The sequence below is a fragment of the Pseudomonas orientalis genome, assembly GCF_001439815.1.
In the GTDB taxonomy this organism is placed as follows: Bacteria; Pseudomonadota; Gammaproteobacteria; order Pseudomonadales; family Pseudomonadaceae; genus Aquipseudomonas; species Aquipseudomonas orientalis.
Map to the genome: position 1 here is coordinate 90,672 of NZ_JYLM01000014.1, position 19,269 is coordinate 109,940.

A 19,269-nucleotide genomic window follows, 5' to 3' on the forward strand; every position below is an offset into this window, starting at 1 on the left:
GCGTTTTATGCACCTGAACGGTGCTGGTCTAGTCCAGATAGGTAACGTTGATGCGTGACGAGGCAATCAAGGCGGTAACCTCCATTGGTCTGGCGCTGCAAGAGCAGATCGACCATGGCCTGTTGCCGCCTGCCAGCAAATTGCCCGCCGAACGCAAGCTCAGCGAGTTGTTTGGGACCACCCGGATTACCGTGCGCGAAGCCTTGTTACAGCTTGAGGCCCAAGGGCAGATCTATCGCGAGGAGCGCAGGGGCTGGTTCGTCTCGCCGCCGCGGTTGGCCTATAACCTGATGCAGCGCAGCCACTTTCACGCGATGGTCAGCGACCAGGGGCGCGTGGCCTCGACTGAGGTTATTTCGGCGCGGCTGCAACCGGCGTCGGCGGCCGTGTGTGCGTGGCTGCAGTTGCCGGCACTGTCCAGCGTGATCCAGATTTGCCGGGCGCGCCGGATCGACGGGCGTCTGGTGCTGTACGTGGAACACTACCTGAACCCTCACTATTTCCCGGAAATCCTGGCGTGCGATTTGACTCAGTCTATGACCAAGCTCTATGCGCGCGAGTACGACTTGCACTACGGGCGAGTGCGTTTCGAGATCGTGCCGACCTCACTGCCGGTGGAAGCCGCCGCTGCGTTGCGCGTATCGGTGGGCAGCCCGGGCTTGCGGATCGCCCGGGTCAACTATGACCAGCACCAGCGTTTGATCGATTGCGACCTGGAGTTCTGGCGCCATGATGCGATTCATGTGGGGGTGGACGTTATGGCATCAGCGTCTTGATTACCTGATCCACATTGGTTTCCAGCTCTGTCACAGGATCGGCACCGTCCACATTCAACACCAGCAGGTTGGCGCCGCCGGCAGTGACAGCCGCTTTCACTGCCTCACTCGGCTGGCGGTGGTGCAGCACCAGTGCCACGTCATTGTCCTTCAACTGCGCGCTGAGTGTTTGCAACGCTTCAGGCGTCCAGTCTGCATCCGGACGCGCATCGGTGCCGAGCAGTTCCAGGTTCAAGCTGCTGACCAGATAGGCGAAGTGATCGCTCAAGCTGACCACACTCAGATTATCGGCCCTGGCCAGGTGTGCCTCGCTGTCGGCGGTGAGCTTGAGCAGGCGTTGCTTGAGCGCGGCCAGGTTAGTGTCGATCTGCGCTTTGGCGCCCGGCGCCAGGCGGCTCAGGTCGGCCGCCAACACATCGGCCATGCGCCCCATGTTGTTGCTTGACTGCCAGGGTTGGCTGTTCAAGCCATCGCTGACGCCCGGTTGCACGGCGATGCCCGGCAGGCCGCCGTCCACCGGGCGCGCAGCGTCGATTTCGACAATACGGATATTGCTGCGCCGCGACACCGGGTAGAGCGGGTCATCGGCCCACAGCGAGCGCAGGCCGATGGCGGCATCGGCATCCTGGGCCAGTTGGCTCAGCGCCGACGCACCGCGCCCGGTGAAGTAGGACACTTGCCGCGAACCTGGCAAATTGGCGGGAGCCGCGCGTTCGAGCTGCACGTCGCAGCCTTTGAGCAGCACTTCAGCCAGGCCGTAGGTGATCGGCAACGAAGCCAGCACCTTGACCGGTTTTACCGCTTTGGCCTTGGTCAGCGCGGCATGGCCAAGGCCATGGTTGGCAACGAAGTCCCTGGTTTGAAAACCATCCACGGCGGCGAGCGCCGAGGTGCTGAGCAGGCAGGCAATGGCCAGGGCCAGTGGGCGAAAGTGACGGTGCATTATCCAAAATTCCCTTTGAGGCTGGGCACGGTGCCGCGCGCGATGGCGGCGAGGGCGAAGGCGATGCCGGCAACCAGAATGATTGCGGCGCCGGACGGTACAGGCAGGTCAAAGATGATCGGCAGCAGGATGCCGCACAGGGTGCTGACGGTGGCAATCACCACCGACACCCAGAAGAATCCCTTGAGCGACTGGCTCAGCAGTCGCGCCGCCGCCGCCGGAATTACCAGCAGGGCACCGACCAGAATGGCCCCGATCACCTTGACTGCCGCCACGGTGATCAGCGTCACCAGAATCACGAACAGATAGTCCAGGGTCTTCACCGCCACGCCGCGCACTGCCGCCAGTTGCGGGTTGAAGCTGGCGAGCATGATGCGGTTGTACAGCGGCAACGCCAGGGCCATCACCAGCGCACCGACCACCGCCAGCACCAGCAGGTCGTTGCCGTTGACCGTCAGCACCGAGCCAAACAGTACGTTTTCCAGAATGTGCACATTGATCTTGCCGGCGAGGATCAACAACAGGCTCGCGCCGAGCGCCAGGGATACCGACAGGAACACGCCGATCAGCGTATCCGGCGCCAGGCCGGTGCGGTTGCGCAGGTAGTTGAGCAGGATGCCGAACAGCAGGCAGTAGCCGAACAGACTGCCATAGGGCCCGGTGTAAGGCTCACCGAGCAGGATGCCCACGGCCACGCCGGTCAGTGCGGCATGGCCGACCGCTTCGGAAAAGAACGCAAAGCGCTTGACCACCACCAGCGTGCCGAGTCCACCCAGCACCGGGCCGATCAGCAAACCGGCAAGCAACGCGTTGACCACAAAACCATAGGCCAGCGCCTCCGGCAGATAGCCGGAAGAGGCCCAGCCCTGGACCATCAAGCGAAAGGCTTCATAACTCATTGCGCCGGGCTCCGAGGGTGGGTGGAGAACAGAGTCAGCAGGCGATCCGGGGTCAGCGCTTCTCTGGGCGTGGCATCGAAGAGCACGCGGCGGTTCAAGCCGGTGACGCGGTCGGCCAGGCGGCCAACGGCTTCCAGGTCATGCTCGATCCACAGCACGGTGATCCCGGCCAGTCGCCAATCGCTGAGCAGGCGTTCGAACACCTGGATACCGGCTTCGTCGAGCGCCGACATCGGCTCATCCAGCACCAGCAACTGCGGCGGCGGAATCAGGCCCTGGGCCAGCAACACCCGCTGGCGCTCGCCACCGGACAGGGCGCCCATGCGCCGCTTGCGCTTGTCCTGCATGCCGACCCGCTCCAGCGCCTCGCCAATCGCACCGGCGTAGTGCCGGGACAGGCCGAGAAACGCCGGCCGTCGCTGACACATGGCGGCCATGAAATCATCCACGGTCATCGGCAAACCCCGGTCGAACTCCAGGGCCTGGGGCACATAGCCAATGGTGCCGGGCGTGGCCGGCCATTGCAGGCTCAATCGGCCCTGATGCGGCGTTTGTCCCAGCAGGGTCTTGATCAGCGAACTCTTGCCGCCGCCATTCGGGCCGACCAGCGCGTGGATGCTGCCGGGCTGTACCTGGAAACTCACGCGATCGAGAATCACGGTGCGACCCAGGGTCAGCGAGACGCTGTCGAAGTGCAGCGTCGGGCCGATGCTCACACTGTTCAGGTGCTCGGCCGCCGTCATGCCCCCGACTCCTGGATCGCCCGGACCACGGTATTGAGGTTGCCGGTCATTTCCACTTCGTACTTCTGCGCGCTGTATTCGCCGTAGGAAATATGTGACAGCGGATACAGCTTGACCCCGGATTCACGCTGGATCGTATCGACATAGGTGGACGGGAAATCCATTTCCGAGAAGATCACTTTCACGTCCAAGGCGCGCAGTTCATCAATGGTTTTCTTCAACTGGCTGGGGCTGGGCTCGATGCCGTGGGCCGGTTCGACCACGGCGGTGACTTCCAGGCCGAACTCGCGCAGCAGGTAATCGTAGGCCGCGTGCACCGTGGCTACGCGCAGGTCCGGGTTGGGTGCGCTGGTCAGCTTGGCCAGGGCATCGGCGCGCATCTGGCGCAGACGCTTGCCGTAGGCGCGGGCGTTCTGGGTGTAGGCCTTGGCGTTGTCCGGGTCGAGCTTGCCCAACTCGCGGGCGATGTTATTGACCTGGGCAATCGAGGCACTGATCGACAGGAACGTGTGCGGGTTGACCACCTTGCCCGCACCGCGCGCGGCGTTACCGGTGGCGGCCAGCAGCGGCACATTGGCGTTGGCTTCGATCACCGGGATATCCGGGCGCTCGCTGGTGGCGATCATGCGGTCGGCGAAGTCGTCATGCCCCACGCCATTGAGCACGATCACGTCCAGGGTGCCGATGCGCTTGATGTCTTCGGCGCGCGGCTCGTAGGCATGGGGGTTGAAGCCCGCCGGAATCAGCGGCACCACTTCGGCCTTGTCGCCGACGATATTGGCCACGTAGCTGTAGTAAGGATGCAGGGTGATACCGATGCGCAGGCGTTTGCCCGCCTCGGCGTTCGCCAGGGGAGCGAACATCAGGCTGAACAGGCCAACCAGCAACAGGCGCAACAGGGGAGATGAAATGGACATGGGCACTCGGTCTTCTCGTTCAGTGGCGGTGCTGGCGGGTCACGCCGGCATCGAATTGCGCGACCACCTGCTGCCAGCCGGCAGCGATCAGCGCCTGGTCAGTGAGGTCGGAGGGAGCGGCCAGGTGGTTGCCACGGTTGAGCCAGATATCCGGCTCGGCGCCTTGCACGCGCATCAGCAGCGAGCCACTGGTGTCGGTGGCCTGGCTCAAGCCCAGGTAGGTCGAGGGCGCGAGCAGTTGCCAGCGATGATCGCCACGGCTGACGGAACTGGCGTCCTGGGCGAACGGTGCAAAGCCTTCTTCGGCTAACTGGTCCGGGGTCGGCAGGACGTTCTGCTCTTGCTGCAGCAGGTGGATTTCATCCAGGGTCACCCGCAGGTCGGCGTAGATGCCCTGTTCGGCGGCGCTCAGGTCGCGTCGCGCATCCAGTTGGTGGCTGGGCACTGCTGCGACCTCTTGGGTTTCACCGTGCAAGGCCACCACTGTCCCCGCCACCGCAAGGATGATCAGGCACAGCAACAGCACGTAGAGGGTTTCGTGCCCTGCGCCGGCCGGGCGCACTACCTGTACGGTACTCATGGCGCCTGGATATCCGCTTGGTCGATTTCCACTACGTGACCGGGGCCGGCATCGAACAGCACATAGAATTCGGCCGTGGGTTTCTTGAAGGTCAGGGTCGAATCCTCACCGAGCTTGCCCGGCACCAGAATGGTCTCGTCGTAGCCGATCACATCCAGGGTCACGCCCGGAGCGCCGCTGCCGTCGGAGAACCCGCCTTTGCACTGGATCTGCTCGCCGGGGATTTCCTTGCATTCGCACATCGGATTGTGGGCGAGGGCAGGATTACTAAAACCGGCACTGAGCAACAGCACGCAACCGGTCTGGATCAGGCGCTTGAATATCATGGTTTGACTCCTTGCTTGTTCAGCCAGGCAATGGTGGCAGGCGAGGCCTGGCTCAGCGGGATGGAACCCTGGTGCATGCTGCCGTCCCAGCCTTCCATGGTGACCCACAGTTCGGCATCGACCGGTGTGCGTTCCGGTACCGGCACGATGGCGCCCATGCGATAGGGCGTACCAAAGAAGATCACCCCGGCGGCCCGCAGGCTGCGGGGCTTGCCGATGCGCAGGTAAGTGGCCTTGACCTGCTCGGCGCAGGTGGCGCACAGGGCGGCGTTAAACGCTTTCATCGGGCCGGCCGGGTCGGGGCGCGGGCCTTCGTTGCGAAACTCGGCGAGGGTCAGGCTCCAGGGGCCGACTTGAATGTCCCCGGCGACCCGCTCGCCAATGCCGGCATCCCCGCGAAACAGGGCGGCATCGGCAAAATATTTGGGCATGAACCCCAGCGGCACCAGCAACAGCAGGATGTTTATATGAAAACGCCACTTCAGCCACCAGGCCCGCAGCGGTGAAGAGGGTTTGGCCGCGACTCTGCTCATCAGTGAGTCTCCGAAGTTTCAGCCTGCAAGGCCGGGGCGGGAACAGGCTGACGCTGGGTCTTGGCCTCGCGTTTGAAGGCGTTGAGGGTGGCCAGTGCGGTGCGCTTGGTCCAGATCAGCAAGCCACTCAGTACCATCATGCTCAGCACCAGACCGAAGAAAGCCCAGATCAGCTTGATCCACAGTCCGCCAAAGTCACCGGTGTGCAGCGGACGCATGGACTCGGTGACGAACTCCAGCGCGGTGCGGTCGGACAGCAGGTGCGACACGGCGATTTCACCGCTGTAGGGATTCAGTTGCGCGGTCTGGAACATCAGCGGGTACCAGCCGCGCCCGCCGATCTGCAGGTGGCTGTAGGCATTGAGCGGCAGGAAGGCAAAGGTGGCCTCCAGCCCGGGGATGCGCTGGGTGGCGATCTTGATCGCGTCGTCCAGAGCAATCATCGGGGCCGGCACGCCGGGTGCGGACAGCGGCACCTTTTCCCGGGCAATCACCGGCACGATGGGCTCGCTGGAAATGGAGATCTGGTTGTCACCCAGAATCGCCTGGATCAGGAACCAGGTGCCGGTGATGGAGATGACTGCGATGAACCAGATCGACCAGATACCGCTCAGGCGGTGGAAGTCGCCCCAGAAAATACGTGCGCCGTGACGGATGCGCAGGGTGGGGCGCAAAAAACCTTTCCAGAAACGCTTGTACACCACAAGGCCCGTGACCAACGAGGCCAGTAACGGCAGGCCGAGCAGCGACACCAGGTACCAGCCCCAACTGAAGCCATTGGTGAACGGCACCAGCCACCAGCCATGCAGGGCGCGGGTGAATTGCTGGAAGTCGAAGGCCGGGCTGATGCCCTGGAGGGCGCCCGTGTAGGGGTTGGCGTAGGCATCGACCGAACGCCCGTCCGGATAGCTGAGGCCGACCATCAGCGCGAAGTGCGATTCGTCGGGGCGGATGATCGAGCGCACGATGACCTGGGGTTCGTCGCGCTTTATGGCGGCGATCACCTGATCGAAGCTCAGCGGTTGGGCATCATCCGACGGCTTGCTCGCACGGATATCCGGGTTGGCCAGCCACACGATTTCCTGGCTGACCACCGCCAGGGTGCCGGTGACGCAGACGATCAGGACAAAGAACCAGATGGGCAACGCCAGCCAGCTGTGTACGAGAAACCAGAGTTTTGAGCGTGACTTCTTCGACATGTGAATGAGGGTCTTGATGGAAGGGGCGATGAAGGCCCGGAAAAGGCCGGTCGTAGCTTTTGCTGACGCGACGGGCTGTATCTAAATTAAGACGAATGAGAATGAGAAATCCCTAAGGGGGAAATGAAAGAAAATGTTTCAGGCTTCCAGGGGCGCGGTACGGATGGGCGATGGACGTGCGCTTGGCGGGGTGAAAAGCGCTGAAGTACGTAGTTATATAAGTATAAAAATAATCTGGCGGGTTATCTGCTGTGCTATTTACTTTTTAAATTAATCCCTTTGAACGCGTGAATACCCCCTGTCTGCGGGGCGTAGGCAAAGGCGTGGTTTAAATCCTGAAAAAAATAAAGGATATTGTATTGACGGTGTCGGAAGCTTCGGCTTAAGTGGATGTCGGCTTGGAAGTCAAATAATTTTAAAAAAAAGGAAGTTTCTTATATGACCGCATCCGTCGTTTATCCGAACCCTGAGATAATAAGTTCTTATTGCTTTCCAGCGTGGCTGACTGCATCGGCCTTTTGATTGCTGCCTGTTATCCAAGTCGATTGTTATTGTTGCGACTATCGCTGTTCCCGCCAGGGAAGGGCACGCATTCATATGCCTGAACAGAGAGTACCTACTCATGTCGATTTTTGATCAAGACATTCACCGCTCGGTGCAGTGGCAAGACTGGCGCTGGCAGCAGAAGAACGCCGTGCGCGATGAGCCGGCACTTCGCGCTGCCTGCGGTGGCTGGGGCGAGGAAACGACTGCGCATATCGAACATAACCTGCTCGGGCGCAAGATGCAGATCACGCCTTACTACGTCGATCTGATCAAGCGTTCCCTCACCACCGGTACGGTCATGGACCACCCGCTGTGGCGGCAAGTGGTGCCGTACTGGAGCGAGCAGGTCGAGGGTGATTACGATGGCACTTCCGAGAACTGGGAGTTGGCCCATGAAATGAAGACGCCCATCTGCCAGCACAAGTATGACAATCGCGTCATCCTGCGCACCACCAACACCTGCAATGCCTACTGCCAGTTCTGCTTTGAAGCGCTGCGCACCTTGCAGGTGGGCACTGACAAGGCCAACGCCAGCCGGGATTCCTTCATGGAGTCGGTCGAGTACATCCGCGCCAACCCGGCCATCGAAGAAGTGATTCTCAGCGGCGGCGATCCGCTGATGCTGGCCGACCGCAAGCTCGAAGAGTACCTGGCCGCACTGCGCGGGATCAGCGACGATCTGCTGATCCGCATTCACTCGCGGGCCTTGAGTTTCAACCCGTTTCGCGTGACCGATGAGTTGATCGCGATGCTGGAAAAGTACAAGGTCAATGCGTTTGGCGTGCACGTGTGCCATCCGCTCGAACTCAGCGCTGATTTTGCGGTGGCGGTCAAACGCATTCAGGGCGTGGTGCCGATCGTGTTTTCCAATATGCCGTTGTTGCGCGGCGTCAACGACAATGAAGCGACACTGCATAAGTTGTTCATTGATCTTTATCGCTTGGGTGTGAAGCCTTATTACTTATATCACTTCATGCCGTTTTCACCCGGGGCGTCGGAATACAAGGCATCGATCAGTCAGGCCATCGCTATCATGGATCGTCTCAAGCGGCGGGTGTCCAATATTGCCCTGCCCGAATATGTTCTGCCGCACGCCCAGGGCAAGTTCACAGTGCCGCTGCTGGACTTCGAGAAACCTGAAAACTTGCCGTACTTCGACGTGCGCGATGGGCAGCGCCATTATCGTTTCCGTAACTGGGAAGGGCAGTGGTGCAGTTGGCAGGATGCCTGAATCAATTGATGGACTAAGGCGGTATAAAGCATGAAACAAGACGCCATCCTTTTTATCGATGTCGATGACAGCACGTCTGTTCGTTACAACTATCGCGAACCGCACTTTGCGGTTGCCCGCGCCCAGGGACTGGTGTGCTTGACGGCGGGCGTGGCAGGGCGCAGGCATACGCAGCGGCTCAAGGATGATAGCGATGCAGTGTTCCTGCTCAACGCACTCAACGAGCAAGCCATTCTTGATTTGGTCGGCCGTCTCGATGGGCAGTATCAGATTCGCGGGATTTTCTGCCAGGCCGGCCATCCGTCTGCGCTGGGCGAAGTCGGCTGTATCGTGGCGCGGGCTGCTCAGTGCCTGGGCCTGGTGTATAGCCGCCCCGAGGCGGTTGCGGCGTGCAACAACAAGTTCCTGATGCGCAGGGTGCTGAAACAGCACGCCATCCGCTCCGTGCCGTTTGCGCTGTGCAATAACGAACAGCAGCTCCAGCAGAGTGCCGAACGGGTCGGTTACCCACTGATCGCCAAGCCACCCTTTGGCGGCGCTTCGGCGTTTATCAGGAAATGCGCCAATTGGGCAGAGCTGCGTAGCCACTACGCGCTGTTTGTTAAGGACCACGCCACTGCGGCCTATGCGGATTTCTATGGCTGTGCACACACATTGCCGGGAGACGACGGCCAACGGCATGACTACATTCCCGGGCGCAGTCTCTTGCTGGAGGGTTATATCCCCGGTATCGAAGGCAGTGTGGAGTGTGTGGTGGACGGCGAGCGTGTGCATCCGCTGCTGATCAACGAAAAGCTGCTGTTGACCGAGCGCAGTGGCACGGTTCTGGAAAACCTGCTGATTTCCCCACCGACTTCCTTCACAGACCATGAGTGCGAGCAGATCCGCGAGTACGCCGTGGCGTGTCTGAAGGCGGTCGGCCTGACCAACGCCGTGGTGCATTTCGAGTTCCGCATGACCCCGGAGGGCCCGGTGGTGATCGAGATCAACCCGCGCGTGGGCGGGCTCTACGTGAACGCGGCCTTCCGCGATCTGGCCGGTATCGATCCCTACCAGCTGTATCTCGCGTTGCTGACGGGCGAGCAGGGGATCGCCGCGCAGTTGGAAGCGGGCGCACGCAAGGTGGCCGAGGCCGGACAACATTACGCGATGCTGGCGATTTACCCGCAGCACAGTGGGCGGTTTCGGGGCATTGAAGGCCTGGAGTGCCTGGAGCAGAACGTCGCGGTGCTTGAGTTTGCCCAGCAGGCGCCGGGGCACCTGATCGACGCGGATATCGAGGAGCACTATCTGCTCAAGTGCTGGGCCAGGGTCGCAGGCGCTGCCGATGCGCGCGCGCTGCATGATGCGGTCGGCCAGCACTTGCGCGTCATCATCGACAGTCCAGTGGCAGGTCAGTGATATGGATATCCCAACCATTTCCGCGCATTTGCGCGAGCACCATTACTGTCATCGGCCTGACTTTGGCGAGTTGGTCGGTGTCGAGGCGGGCCAAGAGCAGAGCTTTCGCGCGTACTGGGCCAATCTGGTGTGCGATGAGGCGTTCAAGGCATACACCCATCGCGAGCGGCGTATTCTGCGCTATCGTTTATCACCGTCACGGCAGTTGCAGATCGACAGGAGTACCGCGTTCAAGTCGCCGGTTACCTACGCCGTCAACTACCGACAGGGGGTGAACCATTTGAGCTACAGCGAGGAAGGTTTTATCGAGCATCCGCTGATGCGCAAGCTGCTGGCCACCGACCTGGCGGTGATCGCACCGCACCTGGGCGAGCAGAGCCATACCATCGACATCCACCAATTCCGTGTGCGGGCCGACGCGCAAGCGTGCAGCCCCACCACGTCGGGGATTCACCAGGATGGCCTGGACTGGGTGTTCATGCATTTTATCGGCGAGCACAACACGCAGCCGGTGGTTTCAGAAGTGTTTACCAGTGACGCGGAACACAGTCGCGTGTTGAATCTGCCGATGACGCGCTTCCTGGAAACCATCGTGATCAATGACCGGGGGCTCTATCACCGCGCCGGGGATGTGCGGCCGAAAGCAGCGTCGACACCGGCCTGGCGCGACATGCTGCTGGTCAGCCTGCGCAGCGTGCCGGATGATCAAGCGGTGCCGCCTGCATGAGCCACGATCAACAGTTGTACCTGTCGATCCGCAACGCGCGGCTGATCATCTTCGCTCGCGGCGTCTCGGACTTTGGCGCCTTCCTCAACATGGTGGCCTTGTCCACCTATGTCTACTGGCTCAGTCAAAGCGTCGTGTTCGTCAGCATCTTCCTGGCGTGCCGCGTGACCGGTGGCATTGTCGCCAGCCTGTTCGGCATCCCGTTTTTCCGGCGTTTCGCCGGGCGCGGCACCCTGGCGGGACTGGACCTGGCGCGAGCGCTGTTGCTGACGCCGTTGCTGCTGCTGATCCCCGCCCATCAACTCAGTCTGCTGCCGTTCATTGCCTTTGGTATCGGCCTGTGCAATTCGCTGTTCGCCATCGGCCTCAACAGCCAGTTGCCCACCTGGGTTGCCCTTGAGCAGCGGGTCAATACCAACGCCTGGATCACCTCGGCGGCCGCTACCGGCGCGGTGTTCGGCAGTTTGCTGTCGGGGCTGCTGATTGCCACGGGGGGATTCGAGGCGGTATTCGCGGTGAATATCGGCACCTACGTGATAGCCGCGCTCCTGGTGCTGCCATTGCGTGCGTTGTACAGCGCCGCCGTCGCCACCCATCGCAGTCTCTCGGCCGAGTGGCACGCGTTGAACAAGGGGCTGCGCGGCGCGCCGGTGCTGGCTGCGATGTTGTTGATCAGCATGCTCGACACCCTCGGCAGCGCGGCGCATAACGTCGGCTGGCCGGTGCTGTCCCAGTACATTTCCCCGGACACGGCCAAAACCGTGATGGGGTATCTGCTGGCGGTCTGGGCCTGTGGCAAGTTTATCGGGGCGCGTATCGCCAGTGCGCTGCTGAAGGGCCGTGGTACGCCAGGCATGGAGCGGTTGTTCATGTTCGGCGTGGCGCTGATGTCCAGCGGCTTTATCCTGACGTTCCAGCAAACCGAGTTGTGGCTGGCATTGCTGTTGGTGGTGTGGGCAGGGCTGGGGGATGGGCTGTCCGAAGTGGCGCTGGTCTCCCGCGCGCAAAGCGAACCGGATAGCTTGCGCCTGCCGCTGTTCAGCTTGTTGACCCTGATTCAGATGGCGGGTTTTGGCGTGGGGATGCTGGTGGTCGGGCCGTTCTATGTGACGTGGACGCCGGCCCAGGTGATCGTGCTGTTCCATGGGCTGCCGCTGACGGCGTTGGGGGTGATGACTTTGTGGCTGGGGTGCGCGGCTTACCGGGGCAGGCAGGACGTGTCGGGTTCACCTCCCTCGCGTTGATTCCCGCTTTGGGAAGGGAACTGGCTTTCATCGACAGGCCCCCGCAGCCTATGCAGCCATTGAGCTTGTCGCGCAGCAGCGTCAATTTTTTGATCCGCTCATCCAGGTCTTCCCGCCAGCGTGCCGACAAGCGTGCCCAATCCTTGGCCGTGGGCATGCGGCCATCGGGCAATGCCTGCAACGCCTCGCCCATGGTCGCCAGCCGGCCTTGACCCTGCAAAGCGAGCGACTGGCGCAGAGCCACGACGGCTTTTTGAGCGCGAGCGTGCAGGTCAGCGATGACGGGCGGCGGGTACTCAACTACCTGCAATGGCAATCCCGTGAGGAGGGCGAGGCGGCGTTCCGGCGCTTCGAGCAGGGCGGCGAGGATTTCTGGACGCTGATTCGGGCGCACCAGGCCAAGGCGGTGATCTTTGATTCGTTTCAGGTGCTGCGCAGTTTTGAGCGCAGCCATGACGACGCCTTGCACTGTCGCCTAAATGGATAGATGCAGCATCCGCTCGCCTTGCAGGTTTCCCCCAGGCCTGCGCTTGTTCACCGCCAACTCGCCGATCCTGATCAGCCGCGTGCGCGTGACGTTGCGGCTCAAGCCCAGCAGGCTGGCGGTGTGCACCTGGTTGCAGTGGCTGAAGCGATAAGCGGCACGTAACAGCGCGTCCTCGACCTTTTCGTGCAAGGCGCCGGCCTGTTCCTCGAACAGTTGTTGAAAGGCCCGTGCGAGCAACGCTTCGGTGCTGTTGTCGCAGCCCTGCTGGCTGTCGTCCTGGCGTTCGATACGCAGGTTCGACAGGCGCAGATCGTCGCGTTCGATCACGCTGTTGCGGCAGATCAGCAACGTGTGATGAATCACGTTTTCCAGCTCGCGAATATTGCCCGGCCAGCTGTAGCTCCTGAGTTTATGTTCGGCCTCGCGGCTTAGGGTAATCGGGCCATGACCCAGGCGTCGGCTGTAGACGTCGATAAAGTGCCGGGTCAGCGGCAGGATGTCGCCGGGGCGCTCGCGTAGTGGGCTGAGCTCCAGGCTGACCACGTCGAGACGGTAATAAAGGTCTTCGCGAAAGTGCCCGGCGTTGATGGCTTTTTCCAGTTGTACATTCGTTGCCGCCAGTACCCTTACATCGATAGGAATACTCTTGCGCGAGCCCAGGCGCACCACTTCACGTTCCTGCAGCACCCGAAGCAGCTTGACCTGGATCGGCAGGGGTAAATCGCCGATTTCATCGAGGAACAATGTGCCGCCATCGGCCTCTTCGAACCAGCCCGCCTTGGCGCTGAGGGCGCCGGTAAAGGCGCCTTTTTCGTGGCCGAACAGCTCGGCTTCGACAAGGGATTCAGAAAACGCCCCGCAGTTGACCGCCACGAATGGCCGGTTGCGCCGTGCGCTGAGAGTGTGGATGTGCCGCGCTACCAACTCCTTGCCGGTGCCGGTTTCGCCGATGATCAGCACGCTGGCTTCGCTTGGCGCCACTTGCTGGATGTGGTCGAGCAGGGCCTTGGATTTCGGATCCTCGAATACCTGGGCCGTGGCACGAATGGAGGTCGCGAGCGCGGGCGAGGGGGGGAGGGTCAATAACTGCATGGTCACCTCTCTTGGGAATGAATAGTGGGAATCGTCTTTTGGCAAGTCGCAGCAGCGTTGTTTATAGAGGGATTCTTATATTCCGTAAATTAATTGATTTACATACTTATAGATCTTAAAAGAATAACTGGTTGTGGTTATCGAGCCTGCCGGATCGGTTGATAGCAACTATCGAGGAGGGTGATTTTTCAGCGTGCGGGGGCGGGAGTAGCCTGTGTTCATTGACTCGACACCTCCTTTGCAGGGCCACCGCCATGAACCGTTCACTCGCTGTTTCGCTGTTGCTTGCCATCTCTGTCCTCGCCGGATGTGCGACCCATCCGTCCCCTGAATTGCGCCCTTACACGGCACAGGAAACCCGGCAACTGGCGTTGGAAGCGCTGAGTCGGCGTGGTTTGTCATTTGATGACTACCAACGCCAGCGCGCGGCGTTGACCGACCAGCCACAGAAGGCGTTCAGTTTCGATCATCAGGGCGAAATGAACGCCGAGCGCAGCGTCGCCTTGAAGGATCGCCCCAGTTGAGCGGTGCGGTTGCGGTGAAGAACCCGGGTTTCCCATCAGGAATCTCGGGTTTTTTGTTTTCCATGGCGTGACTTCAGCCTGTTAAGCTGAATTTCAGGAGCGTTCCTACGCACATTTTCATAAAGTGGTCCTTCTTTAACGGCATTCGATCAGTTAAACCTGACAACCTCTGTTCTGTTCGATGCCCCCGCGACACTGCTCTCGGGAACACGCTCTGCGAGTTTTTAACGCCATGAATAAACGTCCGTTGTATTTCGACTACGCCGCCACCACGCCGGTGGATGAGCGGGTCATCCAGGTGATGGTTGAGTGTCTGGGCTTCAATGCCAATTTCGGTAACCCGGCGTCCAGCTCCCACGCGTTCGGCCAGGCGGCCCGGCAAACGGTTGAGCAGGCGCGTCAGCAGGTGGCCGCACTGGTCGGCGCCCAGCCCGAGCAGATTGTCTGGACCTCCGGCGCCACCGAGTCCAATAACCTGGCGATCAAAGGCGTCGCCCAGGCGCGTGGCGTAACGGGCGGGCATATCATCACCAGCCAGATCGAGCACAAGGCGACCCTCGACACCGCGCGGCAATTGCAGGAAGCCGGGGTGGCGGTGACCTACCTGGTGCCTGATGCCGATGGCTTGATCAGTGTCGAAGCCGTCAGTGAGGCACTGCGTGAGGACACCTTTCTGGTGTCGCTGATGCTGGTCAATAATGAACTGGGCACCTTGAACGACATCCCGGCCATCGGCGCACGGGTGCGTGAGCAGGGGGCGTTGTTCCATGTGGACGCGGCGCAGGGCGCGGGCAAGGTAGCCATCGACCTGGCGCAGTGGCCGGTGGACTTGATGTCGTTTTCGGCCCACAAGCTGTACGGTCCGAAGGGTATCGGTGCGTTGTATGTAGGACCTCGGGCGCAGCAGAAGGTATTGGCGCAGATTCATGGCGGCGGTCATGAGGGCGGCTTGCGTTCGGGTACCCTGGCGACTCATCAGATTGCGGGCATGGGCATGGCGTTCGCCCTGGCGGCGGCGTCTTTTGCCGAGGAGAAGGCACAGATCGTGGCCTTGCGTCAGCGTCTGCTGGATCAGTTGGGGTCGATTGCCGGTGTGCGCCTCAACGGCAGTCCTGCCCAACGAATCCCCCATACTTTGAGCCTTACGTTCAGCGAAGGCGAATTCAACGCCGGTGCGTTGAGCGCCGGGATTGCCTTTTCGGCGACTTCAGCGTGCAATTCGGCCAGCAACGCGCCGTCCCATGTGCTTCTGGCCTTGGGGCATGACGCGCGCAGCGCCGGCCGTACCATTCGCTTGAGCCTGGGCCGGTTTACCACAGAGCGGGATATCGACGACGCGGTGCAACTGATCAAGTCGGCCCTGGCCAGCGCACCGGCGTTCTGGGCCGTCTGAAACTTCATCCGCAGTTCATAACAATTATTAGTGGTTAGCAGGAGACACAATGAGTACTCAGCCTTTGACCCATGGAACGGTTCCCCAGCGCCTGACGCAGACCCGTGAGCTGATGCGCCGAGAGGGCATTCACGCCTTGTTGGTGCCGTCTGCGGATCCGCATTTGTCCGAGTACCTGCCGGGATACTGGCAGGGCCGCCAATGGTTGTCGGGGTTCCATGGTTCGGTGGGAACGCTGATCGTCACTGCGGATTTTGCCGGGGTTTGGGCCGACAGCCGCTATTGGGAACAGGCGACCAAGGAACTCAAAGGCAGTGGCATCGAACTGGTCAAACTGCAGCCGGGCCAACCCGGCCCCCTGGAGTGGCTGGCTGAACAAACCCCGGAAGGCGGCGTGGTGGCCGTGGACGGCGCGGTTATGGCCGTGGCGTCGGCACGGACCCTGGGTGGCAAGCTGGCTGAGCGTGGCGCGCGCTTGCGTACCGATGTCGATCTACTCAATGAAGTCTGGCATGACCGTCCGGCGCTGCCGAACCAGCCGATCTATCAGCACCTGCCCCCGCAAGCGACCCTCAGCCGTGGCGAGAAACTCGCGGCCCTGCGCGCGAGCCTCAAAGACAAAGGTGCTGACTGGCATTTCATCGCGACCCTGGATGACATCGCCTGGTTGTTCAACCTGCGCGGTGGCGATGTATCGTTCAATCCGGTGTTCGTGTCCTTTGCCTTGATCAACCAACAGCAAGCCACCCTGTTCGTGGCGCTGAGCAAAGTCGATGCCCAACTGCGGGCGGCGCTTGAGCGCGATGGCGTGACCGTACGCGACTACAGTGACGTGGCCGACGCGCTGCGAGCTGTGCCGGCAGGGGCAAGTCTGCAAGTCGACCCGGCGCGCGTCACGGCCGGTCTGCTGGAACATCTGGACGCCGGTGTGCGGCTGGTGGAAGGCTTGAACCCGACCACCCTGGCCAAATCGCGCAAAAGCCTGGCTGATGCCGAACATATCCGTCAGGCCATGGAGCAGGATGGCGCTGCCTTGTGCGAATTTTTCGCCTGGCTGGAAACGGCTCTGGGGCGCGAGCGCATTACCGAGCTGACCATCGACGAGCATCTGACTGCAGCGCGTACTCGCCGTCCGGGTTATGTATCGCTGAGTTTCAACACCATCGCGGCCTTCAACGCCAACGGCGCGATGCCGCACTACCACGCCACGCCGGAAGAACATGCGGTGATCGAAGGCGATGGCCTGTTGCTGATCGACTCGGGCGGCCAATACCTGGGCGGTACGACGGATATCACGCGGATGGTGCCCATCGGTACGCCGAGTGAAGAGCAGAAACGCGATTGCACGCGGGTGCTCAAGGGCGTGATTGCCTTGTCCCGTGCCCACTTCCCCAAAGGCATCCTGTCGCCGCTGCTCGATGCCATCGCGCGCGCGCCCATTTGGGCCGAGGGCGTGGATTACGGTCATGGTACGGGGCACGGTGTAGGGTATTTCCTCAACGTGCACGAAGGCCCGCAAGTGATCGCCTACCAGGCGCTGGCCGCACCGCAGACGGCGATGCAGCCAGGCATGATCACGTCAATCGAGCCGGGTACCTACCGCCCTGGGCGTTGGGGCGTGCGTATCGAGAACCTGGTGTTGAACCGTGAAGCGGGGACGACCGAGTTTGGTGAATTCCTCAAGTTCGAAACCCTGACCTTGTGCCCGATCGATACCCGATGCCTGGAGCCGTCTTTGCTCAGCGCCGATGAGCGTGAGTGGTTCAACGCTTATCATGCCCAGGTGCGTGAGCGCTTGAGCCCGTTGCTCAGTGGCGATGCACTCGAGTGGTTGCAGGTGCGTACGGCGGCTATCTGATTCAGGGCTGACTCAGGGCTTAGCGCACGGTATCCAGACGGTCCTGACCGAAAAACAGCGTCGCCTCGCCGACGCTGACTACCAATACGGCGTTCTTGTTGTGCGCCGCCCAGGTATCTATTTGCAAATGACGATCATGCTGCGGCTGGTATAGCCGGCAGGGTTGAGGCCGAAGGGGTAGTCCCCTGGCTCCTCGGAGTTGTCGCCGGATTTGGCGATAACCCGATAACCCTTGGTGCCACATGAATTGGCTGCACTGGTGTAGCACTGGTCCCAGGAGGAGGACAGGCCCGAACAGTTGATGTGCAGTCCTTTTTTGCCCCGTTTCACTTCTGTTTTGGTGGTCGCGGCACAACCGGCAATGCCTACGATCAGCAACAGTATCAAAATTCGATTCATTCCAATCCTTAAGTAGCCGCTTCGCAAAAGGATCGAAGTCGGCTTTTACTCGCTCTCGAGCGTAGCGTTCATGCTGTCCGTGTCGACCTTCTCCATGAAAGACATTCGTTTACGGCCCTAAACATGGCCTAAATGGGCCTTAAATACCAGAGCTGCCTTTAAAGAGGGTCAGTCGGCGGGTACCAGCGGTTTGGATTCGTTGCGCATCGTCAGCGTAGCCCCGACGGAGGCCAGAATAATGCAGGTGATAGCCAACCATTGCGCGAGCGTCAGCTGCTCATGCAGGAAGAACAGGCCGGAGAGGGCGCCAAACGCCGGCTCGATACTCATCAGGGTGCCGAAAGTGCGAGCGGGCAGGCGGGTAAGCGCAACCATTTCCAATGTGTAGGGCAGGGCCGTGGACAAGATAGCCACGCCTATGGCGACAGGAATCAGCGCAGGGGTCAGCAACGCGGTACCGGCATGCACGATGCCAATGGGCGCGACGAACAGAGCGGCGATCATGACGCCGAGCGCGGCGGTCTGCACACCGTTGTCGTTCCCCGCCTTTTGGCCGAACAGAATATAAAGCGCCCAGCAAACGCCGGCACCGAGCGCATAGACAGCACCCACCACATCAATGCCGCTGCTGGCTTCGCCCATCGGAATCAACAGGAGCAAACCGATGATCGCCAGCGCGACCCACAAAAAGTCCACTGCTCTTCGCGACGCGTAGATGGCGACGGCGAGCGGGCCCGTGAATTCCAGGGCTACCGCAATACCCAGTGGCACGGTGCGCAGCGACATATAGAAGAGAAAGTTCATGCCGCCCAGTGCCATGCCGTAGACCACTACCGTGCGCAGGGACTTGGCCGTCAGTCTGGCGCGCCATGGCCTTAATAGAAGCAGCATGATCACACTGGCGAAGATCAAGCGCAGAGTGGTGGTTCCTTGCGCACCGATGACAGGAAACATGCTTTTGGCCAGCGAGGCGCCGGACTGAATGGATGCCATCGCGATCAACAGCAGGCCAACGGGGAAGAGTGCGGAGGCCAGGCTGCGGGGTGGGGTGGTCATTGAAGGGGTTGTCCAAAGTCATAATAGTAGAAGGGCAGAGGGGGCCATGATGCTTAAGTGCCACGAATTGAGCAATATATTGCTCAATTGAGTGGCGACCCAGTAGCTTTAAACTTGATCGATAGAAAGTTCAAATTAAAGGTTGACGGAGAATTTTATCTGTCTATAATTCGCCCCACTTCCGGCGCAGTCGAAACGGAAAACTCCTTGGTAAACAATGAGTTAAGTTGATTTCGATAGCAGGTTGCTTCAGTTCATCGAAGCCAGCAGGAAGTTGAAAAAGAGGTGTTGACAGCAGCGTGTAACGCTGTAGAATTCGCCTCCCGCTTACGAGAGATCGCAAGCGCAAGTGGTTGAAGTTGTTGAAGAATTCTTCGAAAACTTCTGAAAATAAC

The 19,269-nt window shown here is 60.8% G+C and carries 20 protein-coding genes and 2 pseudogenes; 9 read left to right on the forward strand and 13 right to left on the reverse strand.

What is annotated here, in order from left to right:
• The first annotated feature begins 50 nt into the window (after window positions 1–50).
• Window positions 51–776: a UTRA domain-containing protein gene (locus TU82_RS25585; RefSeq protein ID WP_057726005.1), complete on the forward strand. Its 726-nt coding sequence runs from the start codon at window positions 51–53 to the stop codon at window positions 774–776.
• On the opposite strand, the gene TU82_RS25590 is transcribed toward TU82_RS25585, so the two are convergent.
• The 8 genes from TU82_RS25590 to TU82_RS25625 are packed head-to-tail and all read right to left on the reverse strand — an operon-like array spanning window position 757 to window position 6,916.
• A complete protein-coding gene (locus TU82_RS25590) occupies window positions 757–1,719 on the reverse strand; it encodes a metal ABC transporter solute-binding protein, Zn/Mn family (protein WP_057726006.1) in 963 nt (320 codons plus the stop codon). The genes TU82_RS25585 and TU82_RS25590 overlap by 20 nt on opposite strands.
• Window positions 1,719–2,618, reverse strand: a complete 900-nt coding sequence (locus tag TU82_RS25595) for a metal ABC transporter permease (RefSeq protein ID WP_057726007.1) — start codon at window positions 2,616–2,618, stop codon at window positions 1,719–1,721. Before TU82_RS25595 ends, TU82_RS25590 begins: the two co-directional genes overlap by 1 nt.
• Complete coding sequence (locus tag TU82_RS25600; RefSeq protein ID WP_057726008.1) at window positions 2,615–3,361, reverse strand: metal ABC transporter ATP-binding protein; 747 nt, start codon at window positions 3,359–3,361, stop codon at window positions 2,615–2,617. The genes TU82_RS25595 and TU82_RS25600 overlap by 4 nt, the downstream gene beginning before the upstream one ends.
• On the reverse strand, window positions 3,358–4,278 hold the full coding sequence (locus TU82_RS25605) for a metal ABC transporter substrate-binding protein (protein ID WP_057726009.1): 921 nt from the start codon (window positions 4,276–4,278) through the stop codon (window positions 3,358–3,360). The genes TU82_RS25600 and TU82_RS25605 overlap by 4 nt, the downstream gene beginning before the upstream one ends.
• 19 nt (window positions 4,279–4,297) lie before the next feature.
• Entirely contained in the window at window positions 4,298–4,858 is a 561-nt protein-coding gene (locus tag TU82_RS25610) for a DUF6162 family protein (RefSeq protein WP_057726010.1), read from the reverse strand.
• Complete coding sequence (locus TU82_RS25615) at window positions 4,855–5,184, reverse strand: hypothetical protein (RefSeq protein ID WP_057726011.1); 330 nt, start codon at window positions 5,182–5,184, stop codon at window positions 4,855–4,857. Before TU82_RS25615 ends, TU82_RS25610 begins: the two co-directional genes overlap by 4 nt.
• Window positions 5,181–5,717 (reverse strand): hypothetical protein, encoded by a 537-nt coding sequence (locus TU82_RS25620; protein ID WP_057726012.1) that lies wholly within the window; start codon window positions 5,715–5,717, stop codon window positions 5,181–5,183. The genes TU82_RS25615 and TU82_RS25620 overlap by 4 nt, the downstream gene beginning before the upstream one ends.
• Complete coding sequence (locus TU82_RS25625) at window positions 5,717–6,916, reverse strand: PepSY-associated TM helix domain-containing protein (protein ID WP_057726013.1); 1,200 nt, start codon at window positions 6,914–6,916, stop codon at window positions 5,717–5,719. Before TU82_RS25625 ends, TU82_RS25620 begins: the two co-directional genes overlap by 1 nt.
• 622 nt (window positions 6,917–7,538) lie before the next feature.
• Between TU82_RS25625 and TU82_RS25630 the strand changes: the two genes are divergently transcribed.
• Genes TU82_RS25630 through TU82_RS25645 form a run of 4 tightly spaced genes read left to right on the forward strand, consistent with a single transcriptional unit; the run spans window position 7,539 to window position 12,065 of the window.
• Entirely contained in the window at window positions 7,539–8,693 is a 1,155-nt protein-coding gene (locus TU82_RS25630; protein WP_057726014.1) for a KamA family radical SAM protein, read from the forward strand.
• A gap of 30 nt (window positions 8,694–8,723) precedes the next feature.
• Window positions 8,724–10,094 carry an ATP-grasp domain-containing protein gene (locus TU82_RS25635; protein ID WP_057726015.1) on the forward strand — a complete coding sequence of 457 codons (1,371 nt, stop codon included), beginning with the start codon at window positions 8,724–8,726 and terminating at the stop codon, window positions 10,092–10,094.
• A 1-nt stretch (window position 10,095) separates the two neighbouring features.
• Window positions 10,096–10,821 (forward strand): 2OG-Fe dioxygenase family protein, encoded by a 726-nt coding sequence (locus TU82_RS25640; protein WP_057726016.1) that lies wholly within the window; start codon window positions 10,096–10,098, stop codon window positions 10,819–10,821.
• Window positions 10,818–12,065 carry an MFS transporter gene (locus tag TU82_RS25645; RefSeq protein WP_057726017.1) on the forward strand — a complete coding sequence of 416 codons (1,248 nt, stop codon included), beginning with the start codon at window positions 10,818–10,820 and terminating at the stop codon, window positions 12,063–12,065. Before TU82_RS25640 ends, TU82_RS25645 begins: the two co-directional genes overlap by 4 nt.
• A 1-nt stretch (window position 12,066) precedes the next feature.
• Here the strand turns inward: TU82_RS25645 and TU82_RS28800 are convergent.
• Window positions 12,067–12,267: pseudogene (locus TU82_RS28800) on the reverse strand (MerR family DNA-binding protein); the annotation flags it as partial.
• 3 nt (window positions 12,268–12,270) lie between these two features.
• Here TU82_RS28800 and TU82_RS28805 point away from each other — a divergent pair.
• Window positions 12,271–12,552 (forward strand): annotated as a pseudogene (locus tag TU82_RS28805) (antibiotic biosynthesis monooxygenase); the annotation flags it as partial.
• Here the strand turns inward: TU82_RS28805 and TU82_RS25655 are convergent.
• Window positions 12,541–13,644, reverse strand: coding sequence for a sigma-54 interaction domain-containing protein (locus tag TU82_RS25655; protein ID WP_057726019.1), 1,104 nt, complete (start codon window positions 13,642–13,644; stop codon window positions 12,541–12,543). The pseudogene TU82_RS28805 and the gene TU82_RS25655 overlap by 12 nt on opposite strands.
• Before the next feature lie 254 nt (window positions 13,645–13,898).
• On the opposite strand from TU82_RS25655, the gene TU82_RS25660 reads away from it, so the two are divergent.
• The 3 genes from TU82_RS25660 (at window position 13,899) to TU82_RS25670 (ending at window position 17,419) form a co-directional block, all read left to right on the forward strand.
• Window positions 13,899–14,168: a hypothetical protein gene (locus TU82_RS25660; RefSeq protein WP_057726020.1), complete on the forward strand. Its 270-nt coding sequence runs from the start codon at window positions 13,899–13,901 to the stop codon at window positions 14,166–14,168.
• Window positions 14,169–14,400: 232 nt separating this feature from the next.
• On the forward strand, window positions 14,401–15,561 hold the full coding sequence (locus tag TU82_RS25665) for a cysteine desulfurase family protein (protein ID WP_057726021.1): 1,161 nt from the start codon (window positions 14,401–14,403) through the stop codon (window positions 15,559–15,561).
• Window positions 15,562–15,610: 49 nt separating this feature from the next.
• Window positions 15,611–17,419 (forward strand): aminopeptidase P family protein, encoded by a 1,809-nt coding sequence (locus TU82_RS25670; RefSeq protein WP_057726022.1) that lies wholly within the window; start codon window positions 15,611–15,613, stop codon window positions 17,417–17,419.
• 117 nt (window positions 17,420–17,536) lie between these two features.
• On the opposite strand, the gene TU82_RS25675 is transcribed toward TU82_RS25670, so the two are convergent.
• From TU82_RS25675 to TU82_RS29035, 3 genes are all read right to left on the reverse strand, one after another.
• Complete coding sequence (locus TU82_RS25675) at window positions 17,537–17,818, reverse strand: hypothetical protein (protein ID WP_057726023.1); 282 nt, start codon at window positions 17,816–17,818, stop codon at window positions 17,537–17,539.
• Window positions 17,819–17,986: 168 nt separating this feature from the next.
• The gene (rhtA, locus tag TU82_RS25680; protein WP_057726024.1) at window positions 17,987–18,874 is read right to left on the reverse strand and encodes a threonine/homoserine exporter RhtA; all 888 of its coding nucleotides are present in this window, start codon (window positions 18,872–18,874) and stop codon (window positions 17,987–17,989) included.
• A gap of 163 nt (window positions 18,875–19,037) precedes the next feature.
• On the reverse strand, window positions 19,038–19,269 hold a 232-nt coding region (locus tag TU82_RS29035), incomplete at its 5' end, for a hypothetical protein (RefSeq protein ID WP_211269738.1).